Origin of the sequence: Flavobacterium inviolabile, assembly GCF_013389455.1 — a bacterium.
GTDB classification, from domain to species: Bacteria; Bacteroidota; Bacteroidia; order Flavobacteriales; family Flavobacteriaceae; genus Flavobacterium; species Flavobacterium inviolabile.
Genome location: NZ_CP058278.1, coordinates 3249205 through 3258982 on the forward strand (window position 1 = coordinate 3249205; position 9778 = coordinate 3258982).

Genomic DNA, 9778 nt, shown 5'->3' on the forward strand with positions numbered 1-9778 from the left:
CTATATACAAAAAGCCTGAGTTAAACTCAGGCTTTTTTATTTCTTATAATTCAGCAATCCAAGATAAGGATCTCCTTCAATATGCAGCAATTTTGCAAAAGCAGGTTCTGTTTTCATTCCTGTGCTTTTCAAATCGATTATTTTATCTCTGAAAGCACTCCCCTTTTCCTGAAGAATCTGGTATTCGATTAGCATGTGGCGGTAGCCGTTTTGTTCTTTTACCGGCAAATGCTGTCCGAAGATTTCAATTTCAAAGCCATCAGCAAAAAAATTCGCAATTACCGTATCTTCTCCATTAATGACTGTATTGCACCATGTAAAACCGGGATATCCGGAAAAGCTATGCTTTAACACTTCAATAAAGTCTTCTTTTACATTCCAGCAGCAAACGATATCCAGATCGCTTGAAGCTATCGCAATATCAATCGGGATTGTTCCTACCAAAACGGGTGTAAAACCGGCAAGCTTATCGAAAACCGTATGGGTTGTTAATACATCATAACTTCGTCGTTGCAGCTCGTTTCCGGCTTTCAGATAGTCAAGGGTATCAAATTGATCCAAAGGCTTATGAATTCTTATTCTTTCCGTTTTTAAACCTTACTTTTTCTACGATAGGCTGTTGCTTTTTCTGCTTGAACGGTGCTTTTTTAGGTGCAGGTTTCTTTTTCTCTTCCTGTTTTGGTTTTGGCGTAAATTCCTGTTTTTTCACAGCTGTTGCGGCCGTTTTAACGCCTTCTTTATTTTTCTCCAAAACTTCCATCGGGTTTTTAGGGTTTTCTTTCGTTCCTCTAAGATGGATAACTAATCCGTTCAAAAAGTTACGCAAAACCTGATCACCACACTCCATAAATTTAGGATGGTCTTCATTACGGAAAAAGTTACCGATTTCCCCTTTGGAAATTCTAAAATCCACCAGTTCTAAAATGGCTACGATTTGATCATCCCGTAATTGTAAAGCTACACGAAGCTTTTTAAAGATATCATTATTGTTCATTAGTCGAAAAATTATCCTTCAAAGATACATAAAATCAACGGTCCCTTTTTTGATTCCGATTTTAATTTACTTTTGCAAAAAATATTATCATGAATACTTACGAAGAAAGAATCAGTCTTCTCTCAGAAATGATTGCTTTTGCTATAGTCGATGGGGAATTACACGACAATGAATACGACTTTTTAGCCATCGTTGCCGAAGAGCTTGGCATTGAGAAGTCCGTTTTTTTAAGTCTTTTCGACAAGCAGAAAGAGATTGTCATTATAAAAGACGAGCACCAGCGCATTATGCAATTCTACCGTTTGGCGTTGCTGATGCATGTTGATGATGTTTTACACGAACGGGAAGTAAGAGCGATTAATGAGATTGGCATTAAGATGGGATTGAATCCAATGGGCATTCGCAAAACATTAAAAGCAATGGAAGATTCTCCTAATAAAATGGTGGCCGCGGAGTTTTTGATCTGCGCCTTTGAAGAACAGCATAATTAAACAATGCTGTTCTTTAAAAACACATAACTCTTATACTTTTTCCTGTAATACTTTTATTTCGTCTCTTAATTTTGCGGCCTGCATAAAGTCCAGATCTTTAGCCGCTTTTTCCATGGCTTTGCGTTTTTCACGTATGATCTTTTCAATTTCCGGTTTAGACAGATAGGCTGTTTCCGGTTCCGCAGCACGTGCGGCAGTCTTTTCCTGTTCGTAAGAGGCAGCCGAATTTTTCATCAGCGCGCTTTCAATCTTTTTATTCAGTCCTTTCGGAACCAGATTGTGCTTGGTGTTATAATCAATCTGTTTTTGTCTGCGGTAGTTCGTTTCATCAATTGTTTTCTGCATACTTGCCGTAATCTTATCGGCATACATTATTGCCTTCCCGTTCACATTACGCGCAGCACGTCCCACCGTCTGCGTCAGTGAACGATGGCTTCTCAGGAATCCTTCCTTATCGGCGTCCAGAATAGCAACCAGGGAAACTTCCGGTAAGTCCAGTCCTTCACGCAGCAGGTTTACCCCGATTAATACATCAAACAGTCCTTTTCGTAAATCCTGCATGATCTCCACCCGTTCCAGTGTGTCCACTTCCGAATGAATATAACGGCAGCGTATTGAAACTTTGGCTAAATATTTAGCCAGTTCTTCCGCCATACGTTTGGTCAGCGTTGTCACTAAAACCCTTTCATCGGCTTCACAGCGCAATTGAATTTCTTCTATTAAATCGTCAATCTGGTTCTGGCTTGGCCGTATCTCGATAATCGGATCGAGCAATCCTGTAGGACGAATGATCTGTTCTACATAAATCCCTTCCGATTTTTGCAATTCATAATCTGCCGGTGTTGCCGAAACATAAATCACCTGGTTTTGCATGCCTTCAAATTCTTCAAACTTCAACGGTCGGTTGTCCATTGCTGCCGGAAGGCGGAAGCCGTATTCCACCAGGTTTTCTTTACGGGAACGATCCCCGCCATACATGGCATGAACCTGCGAAATGGTTACGTGGCTTTCGTCCACAACCATTAGGAAATCATCCGGAAAGTAATCCAGTAAGCAGAACGGACGTGTTCCGGGCGCTCTTCCGTCCAGATAACGGGAGTAGTTTTCAATTCCGGAGCAATAACCCAGTTCACGGATCATCTCCAAATCAAAATTCGTACGTTCTTCCAAACGTTTTGCTTCAAGATGCTTGCCTATTTCTTTAAAATAATCGACCTGTTTTACCAAATCCTGCTGGATTTCCCAGATAGCATTCTGCAAAACATCCGGCGAGGTTACAAACATATTGGCCGGGTAGATATTCAGTTTGTCATATTTCTCCAAAACCTGAGCTGTTTTGACATCAAAAGCTTCTATTTCTTCAATTTCATCACCAAAGAAGTGAATCCGGAACGGTTCATCACCATAACTTGGAAATACTTCTACCGTGTCGCCTTTGATCCGGAAAGTCCCAGGCGTAAATTCTGCTTCGGTACGGGCATACAAGCTCTGAACCAAACGGTGCAATAATTTGGTCCGGGAAATGGTCTGATTCTGTTCGATGGAAACCACGTTTTTCTGGAATTCCACCGGGTTACCAATACCGTATAAACAGGAAACCGAAGCCACTACCAACACGTCCCTCCTACCGGATAACAGTGATGAAGTGGTACTCAATCGCATTTTTTCCAGTTCTTCATTAATGGACAGATCCTTTTCAATATAGGTTCCCGTTACCGGAATAAAAGCTTCCGGCTGATAGTAGTCGTAGTAAGAAACAAAGTATTCCACAGCATTGTTCGGGAAGAATTGCTTGAATTCCGAATACAGCTGTGCGGCCAGTGTTTTGTTGTGTGCCAGCACCAATGTAGGCCGCTGCACTTCCTGGATAACATTGGCTACCGTAAACGTTTTTCCGGAACCCGTTACCCCTAACAAAGTCTGAAAACGCTCTCCGTTATCAACTCCTTTACTCAGTTTATCTATAGCCTGCGGCTGATCACCTGTTGGCTTATAATCGGAAACAACTTGGAATTTCATCTGTTAATTTGAAGTATTTGACAAACACAAAGGTACAAAGGAAAATACTAATTCAATTATAAAATGAAAGGATGCTTTTAGTGTCTTTTCTTTTATTTCTAAAAACAAAAGAGGCCTGAAAATTCAGACCTCTTTTTATGTAGTTATGCCAATTTTTATTGTAAACCGGCTAAGCTTTGTTCTATCGTTGCAATTTTAGCCAAAGCATCTGCTTCTTTCTGGCGTTCGATCGCTACAACTTTTTCCGGTGCCGAATTCACAAATTTTTCATTTGCGAGTTTCGCCTGTACCGATTTCAGGAATCCTTTATTGTAGTTAAGTTCTTCCGTTAATTTTGTGATCTCTTCTTCCACATTAATATTTCCGGTAATCGGAATAAAATATTCATTGGATTTCACACGGTAGGATAACGCTCCGTCAACTTTGTCCGTAACATATTCCAAAGCGCTGATGTTTCCAAGCTTTGTGATAATTACATCAAAGAATGTCGTTGCATTTTCATTGTTCACTACTTTCAATTCAATTGTATCCTTAAAAGGAATGTTTTTGTCTTTTCTGATCGTACGAATACCGGAAATTACTTCCGTAGCAAAGTCGAATTCTGCAATAAGCGTTTCGTTTACGGTTTGTGCTTTCGGCCATTCTGCAATGATCAGGGCTTCTTTCTCTGATCGTTCAGCAATGTGCTGCCAGATTTCTTCGGTCAGGAACGGCATGAACGGATGTAATAATTTCAGGTTCGCTTCCAGCATTTCAATCGCACTGTTAAAAGTAACACTGTCAATCGGCTGCTGATAACCCGGTTTAATCATTTCCAGGAACCACGAACAGAAATCATCCCAAACCAGCTTATACGTTGCCATTAAAGCATCGGAAATTCTGTATTTCTCAAAATGGTCTTCAATTTCAGCTAATGTTTTCTGTAATTTGGCTTCATACCATTCTACAGCAACTTTAGCATATTCCGGCTGGGCAATGCTTTCGCTTACTTCCCATCCTTTGATCAGACGGAATGCATTCCAGATTTTATTACTGAATGCTTTCCCCTGGTTGCACAGTTCTTCATCAAACAGGATATCATTTCCGGCAGCTGCACTTAACAATAATCCTGCACGAACACCATCGGCTCCGAATTTCTCAATCAAATCCAACGGATCCGGTGAGTTTCCAAGCGATTTCGACATTTTCCGGCGTTGGTTATCACGTACCAATCCGGTTAAATATACATTCGTAAACGGTTTTTCTCCGGCATATTCATAACCGGCAATGATCATACGGGCTACCCAGAAGAACAAAATGTCCGGTCCGGTTACCAGGTCATTGGTAGGATAATAGTATTTATACTCCGGATTTTCAGGATCCATGATGCCTCCGAAAACGGATATCGGCCATAACCAGGACGAGAACCAGGTATCCAAAGCATCTACATCCTGTCTTAAATCATCGGCTGTTAAAATCTGGTTACCTGTTTTTTGTATTGCCAGCGCCAACGCTTCTTCTCTGGTTTCTGCAACAACAAAATCTTCTTTTCCGTCACCATAATAGTATGCCGGAATTTGTTGTCCCCACCATAACTGACGGGAAATATTCCAGTCACGGATGTTTTCCATCCAATGGCGGTATGTATTGTTAAAACGGCTTGGATATAGTTTTACATCCTCGGTTTCCAAAACAGCTTTTATTGCCGGTTTTACCAAATCTTCCATTTTAAGGAACCACTGATCTGACAATCTCGGTTCAATAACCGCTTTGGTTCTTTCGGAAGTACCTACTTTATTAATATGTGTTTCCACTTTTACCAAAGCACCAAGCGTTTCCAGTTCCTGAGCAATTTCCTCACGAACAACGAAACGGTCTTTCCCCTGATAGTGTAATCCGAAAGCGTTTAATGTGGCATCATCATTGAAGATGTCAATAATCTCCAGATTGTGTTTTTCGCCTAATTCTTTATCGTTTACATCGTGTGCCGGTGTAACTTTTAAGCAGCCTGTACCAAATTCCATATCCACATATTCGTCGAAAATAATCGGAATAACGCGGTTGCAAATCGGCACAATTACTCTTTTCCCTTTTAAGTGGAAATATCGTTCATCTTCCGGGTGAATACAGATTGCTGTATCGCCTAAAATAGTTTCCGGACGTGTTGTCGCGATCGTTACATATTCTTCGCTGTCTTCAATCTGGTATCGTAAATGGTATAATTTCCCCTGGCGTTCTTCGTAGATAACTTCTTCATCCGACAACGTTGTTTTCGCTTCCGGATCCCAGTTTACCATTCGGTAACCACGATAAATCAGTCCTTTATTGTATAAATCAACAAAAGAACGGATAACGGAAGCCGACATATCCGGATCCATTGTAAACTTGGTTCTTTCCCAATCGCAGGAAGCACCCAGTTTTTTCAGCTGATCCAGGATTACGCCACCGTATTTATCGGTCCATTCCCAGGCATGTTTCAGGAATTCTTCACGGGATAAATCGTTTTTATTAATCCCTTCTGCTTTTAGCTTGGCTACTACTTTAGCTTCAGTAGCAATGGAAGCATGGTCGGTTCCGGGAACCCAGCAGGCATTAAATCCTTTTAAACGAGCTCTACGAATCAATACATCCTGGATCGTATTGTTCAGCATATGTCCCATGTGCAGTACTCCTGTGACGTTTGGCGGCGGAATTACAATTGTGTACGGAGTTCTGTGGTCAGGTTCCGAGTGAAAATAATTGTTCTTCATCCAGTAGTCGTACCATTTCTGTTCTACTGCCTTGGCGTCAAATTGAGCTGGAATTGTCATATATAGTCTTCGTTTATTTTTCTTGTGTTTATAATAATCCATCGGCTAATCGCTTAGCAATGATGGCAATAAAAATCTTTTTCGCAAATTCAAAGATAGAAAACGGGCAGTAAGAAAATGGCTTTAAAAAAAGCACTGACGTTTCGATTCCAAAAAAGATATTGCTTTTTTGGTACACTTTTTGCAAATTATCTCGCAAAAGTAATTATATCTGAGCAAATAAAAAAAGAGCGTTAAAATATTTGTTCATTTATTAAAACAATGTAATTTTACAATAACAATAAAAAAAACTAAATTAAAAATGAAAAAATTATTAGGATTAGTTGCAGTATTAGCATTTAGTGTTGCTTCATATGCTCAAAAAGGACCAAAAATCGAATTTAAAGCAAAAGACAACACTATTGATTATGGTGTAGTATCTAAAGATTCTGACAATGGTATCAGATCTTTCGAGTTCAAAAACACTGGTGATGCTCCTCTAATTATTACGAATGTACAATCTACTTGCGGATGTACTGTTCCATCTAAACCGACTGAGCCTATTATGCCTGGTAAAACCGGAAAAATTGATGTAAAATACAACATGAATCCTGGTAAAATCAGCAAAACCATCACTGTAGAATCAAATGCTGTTAACTATGAAGGTGGTAAAGTTGCTTTAAGAATTAAAGGTGAAGTAATCGTAAAACAAGAGGCTGGAGTTCTTGAAAAACCTAAAACAACTCCACAATCGTAACAACATTACTTATTGATACAAAAGCCCTGTTAATACAGGGCTTTTTTTATTACAAGAGCTTTCTGAGCTTAATTTCATAATCCAGAATTTTTCCATCCCTCTCCACCTGAATCTTTATTATTTTATTTTCTTCCGACTGCAATAACTCGTTTATGCGCTGTTTCGAAAGGTTGTGAACATTCTTTTTATCAATCTTTAAAACCTTGTCTCCGGCTTTCAGACCGGCCTCCTCTCCGGGTGATTTTTTCCGGACGCTGGCGATCTCAAATACCGGTTTCAAAATGAATTTGTATTTAAAACTGGAATTATCAAAAACAATATCATTCATATTGATCGCTCCCATCGGTAAGGCTTTATCGACCTGGCTTTTGGCTGATTCCTGCACCCATTCTACTCCATTGTGCTGTATTTCGATTCCGCTCATATTATAGTTAAACGGATCTTCATACATATTGTTTGTCTTTACAAGAATCCTGGATTCTTCATAATCCACCATGACCGTAAACCGCTTAATGATTTCCCCGCCCAAAGAGCCGTTCCGGTCTTTAATGATCCGCAGCTGCCTGTAGGATGTCGTATCCGGATAAGAAACCAAAGGGTCTTTAAAGGTGAAATGTGCCGTTTTGATTTCTGATAAACGTGATTTTTTACCGTGAATAGTACCGCCTATTCCTTCTCCGAGCACATCTTCAAAATATTTATCATTACACTTTATCCTGTCATCTTCAAACAGCCACAGTCCGTCTGTAAGTCCTGTATCGAATAACAACTTTAGCTGCATTTCTTTCTGATCCAGCCGGGCATGAACATCCACATAAGGTCTTCCGTTAACAATGCTCAAAGGAATACTGGTAAACGATTTTAATCTCCTTTTTTTCAATACATCCCTATTTTTATATAGAGTAATCTTCTTTTTAATATAATTAATCTCTACCAGGTGATTTCTAAAAAAAGAGTACCCCAATATCCCATTAACCGGTATTCCTATTCTGGAGGAAAAATTCAGATTGTCGTCCAGGATTACCAATATCTCAAAATTTGTATCGACATAATCACTCACATTCATTTTGTTACGCTGTGACAACAATCCTTCCGCTTCTTCTTCATTTCCCAAACCGGATATTTTTATTTTTTTAGTATTGAAAAGCTGCACGGTATCATTTTGCGGAAAACTGAAAATCAGGGAAGGTTCCGATCCGGAATCCAGTAACATATTGAGCCTGGTGTTATTTATTTCAACGGGAATAATAATCAGGTTATCAACAAAGACAAAAGGTATCGTGATTTTATCTTTTGAAGATTTCCACTGAAATCCATCCTGGGCGGCGATGGAATTAGGATATGTGATTAACAAAAAAAGAAAAAAGATTAATCGCATAAATTAAATTTTTCTTAAATCTAAGAAATAGTTCCGATATTTCCTATTAATAAAGGATTTTAGCCCCGATATTTTTATGAATTTCCTAAAAAAAGTCGCAAATTTGTGCATCAAAAATATTAACCATGCCTAAAGTTTCATTAAAAGGGCAACAGATGCCTGAATCACCAATTAGAAAATTGGTTCCTTATGCAGAAATTGCTAAAAAGAAAGGTCATAAAGTATATCATTTAAATATTGGCCAACCGGATATCAAAACTCCGGAAGTAGCTTTGAATGCTGTAAAAAACACCGATATCACTGTTTTAGAATACAGCCACTCTGCTGGTTTTGAAAGCTACAGAAATAAACTTTCAAAGTATTATCAGGATCACGGTCTTCCTATTAACCAGGCAGATATCATTATTACTACCGGTGGTTCTGAAGCCTTGCTTTTTGCAATGGGAAGTACTATGGATACTAATGATGAAATCATTATCCCTGAGCCTTTTTATGCAAATTACAATGGTTTTTCTACTGCTTCCGGCGTAAAGGTAGTACCTGTGATTTCTACTATAGATACCGGGTTTGCTTTACCTCCGATCAGTGATTTTGAAAAATTGATTACTCCGAAAACAAAAGCAATCTTAATCTGTAATCCGGGTAATCCAACCGGTTATCTGTATTCTAAAGAAGAAATAATGCAGTTAGCCGAATTGGTTAAAAAACATGATCTTTTCCTGATTGCTGATGAAGTTTACCGTGAATTCACTTATGACGGAGACAAACATTACTCGGTAATGAATATTGAAGGATTAGAAGAGAATGCAATTATGATTGATTCTGTTTCGAAACGATACAGTATGTGCGGAGCAAGAATCGGCTGTATTGTTTCTAAAAATAAAGAAGTAATGGCAACTGCGATGAAGTTTGCACAGGCGCGTTTAAGCCCGCCAACTTTTGCTCAAATTGCCAGTGAAGCTGCTTTAGAAACTCCTCAAAGTTACTTTGATGATGTAATTACGGAATATAAAGATCGCAGAGACACTTTAATTGCCGAATTGAATAAGATTGAAGGTGTAAAAGTAGCAACTCCAAAAGGAGCTTTTTACTGCATTGCAAAACTACCGATTAAGAACGCTGATGATTTTGCACAATGGTTACTGGAAAGCTATGATTTAAACGGAGAGACCGTTATGGTTGCTCCAGCTGCAGGTTTTTACTCTACACCAAATGTAGGACTTGACGAAGTACGAATTGCTTATGTTTTAAAGAAAGAAGATTTAATTCAGTCTGTTAAAATTCTAAAAGAAGCACTTCAGGCTTACAACAATAAATAATATAAAAGCCTCATTTAAGTGAGGCTTTTTTTAGCTCAAAGGCAACCGTTAT

The 9778-nt window shown here is 38.9% G+C and carries 8 protein-coding genes; 3 read left to right on the top strand and 5 right to left on the bottom strand.

Annotated features, from left to right (window positions below; genetic code table 11):
* Nucleotides 1–36: 36 nt before the first annotated feature.
* Both HW120_RS14625 and HW120_RS14630 read right to left on the bottom strand, forming a co-directional pair.
* Entirely contained in the window at nt 37–561 is a 525-nt protein-coding gene (locus HW120_RS14625) for a DUF4269 domain-containing protein (protein WP_177734848.1), read from the bottom strand.
* 4 nt (nt 562–565) lie between these two features.
* Nucleotides 566–994 carry a DUF1456 family protein gene (locus HW120_RS14630; RefSeq protein WP_177734850.1) on the bottom strand — a complete coding sequence of 143 codons (429 nt, stop codon included), beginning with the start codon at nt 992–994 and terminating at the stop codon, nt 566–568.
* An 89-nt stretch (nt 995–1083) separates the two neighbouring features.
* Between HW120_RS14630 and HW120_RS14635 the strand changes: the two genes are divergently transcribed.
* Entirely contained in the window at nt 1084–1485 is a 402-nt protein-coding gene (locus HW120_RS14635; RefSeq protein WP_177734852.1) for a TerB family tellurite resistance protein, read from the top strand.
* Nucleotides 1486–1515: 30 nt separating this feature from the next.
* On the opposite strand, the gene uvrB is transcribed toward HW120_RS14635, so the two are convergent.
* Both uvrB and HW120_RS14645 read right to left on the bottom strand, forming a co-directional pair.
* Nucleotides 1516–3504, bottom strand: a complete 1989-nt coding sequence (uvrB, locus tag HW120_RS14640) for an excinuclease ABC subunit UvrB (protein ID WP_177734854.1) — start codon at nt 3502–3504, stop codon at nt 1516–1518.
* A gap of 155 nt (nt 3505–3659) precedes the next feature.
* On the bottom strand, nt 3660–6293 hold the full coding sequence (locus HW120_RS14645) for a valine--tRNA ligase (protein WP_177734856.1): 2634 nt from the start codon (nt 6291–6293) through the stop codon (nt 3660–3662).
* Between the two features lie 301 nt (nt 6294–6594).
* Between HW120_RS14645 and HW120_RS14650 the strand changes: the two genes are divergently transcribed.
* Nucleotides 6595–7029, top strand: a complete 435-nt coding sequence (locus HW120_RS14650; RefSeq protein WP_177734858.1) for a DUF1573 domain-containing protein — start codon at nt 6595–6597, stop codon at nt 7027–7029.
* A 49-nt stretch (nt 7030–7078) separates the two neighbouring features.
* On the opposite strand, the gene HW120_RS14655 is transcribed toward HW120_RS14650, so the two are convergent.
* Entirely contained in the window at nt 7079–8407 is a 1329-nt protein-coding gene (locus tag HW120_RS14655) for a PDZ domain-containing protein (protein WP_177734860.1), read from the bottom strand.
* Nucleotides 8408–8532: 125 nt separating this feature from the next.
* Between HW120_RS14655 and HW120_RS14660 the strand changes: the two genes are divergently transcribed.
* Complete coding sequence (locus HW120_RS14660; RefSeq protein ID WP_177734862.1) at nt 8533–9726, top strand: pyridoxal phosphate-dependent aminotransferase; 1194 nt, start codon at nt 8533–8535, stop codon at nt 9724–9726.
* The last annotated feature ends 52 nt before the right edge of the window (nt 9727–9778 follow it).

Excerpts from the sequence above, each read along its gene's own strand:
- HW120_RS14655 (WP_177734860.1), bottom strand. The coding sequence starts at position 8,407 with ATGCGATTAATCTTTTTTCTTTTTTTGTTAATCACATATCCTAATTCC.
- HW120_RS14660 (WP_177734862.1), top strand. The coding sequence starts at position 8,533 with ATGCCTAAAGTTTCATTAAAAGGGCAACAGATGCCTGAATCACCAATT.
- HW120_RS14630 (WP_177734850.1), bottom strand. The coding sequence starts at position 994 with ATGAACAATAATGATATCTTTAAAAAGCTTCGTGTAGCTTTACAATTA.
- HW120_RS14635 (WP_177734852.1), top strand. The coding sequence starts at position 1,084 with ATGAATACTTACGAAGAAAGAATCAGTCTTCTCTCAGAAATGATTGCT.
- uvrB (WP_177734854.1), bottom strand. The coding sequence starts at position 3,504 with ATGAAATTCCAAGTTGTTTCCGATTATAAGCCAACAGGTGATCAGCCG.
- HW120_RS14645 (WP_177734856.1), bottom strand. The coding sequence starts at position 6,293 with ATGACAATTCCAGCTCAATTTGACGCCAAGGCAGTAGAACAGAAATGG.
- HW120_RS14650 (WP_177734858.1), top strand. The coding sequence starts at position 6,595 with ATGAAAAAATTATTAGGATTAGTTGCAGTATTAGCATTTAGTGTTGCT.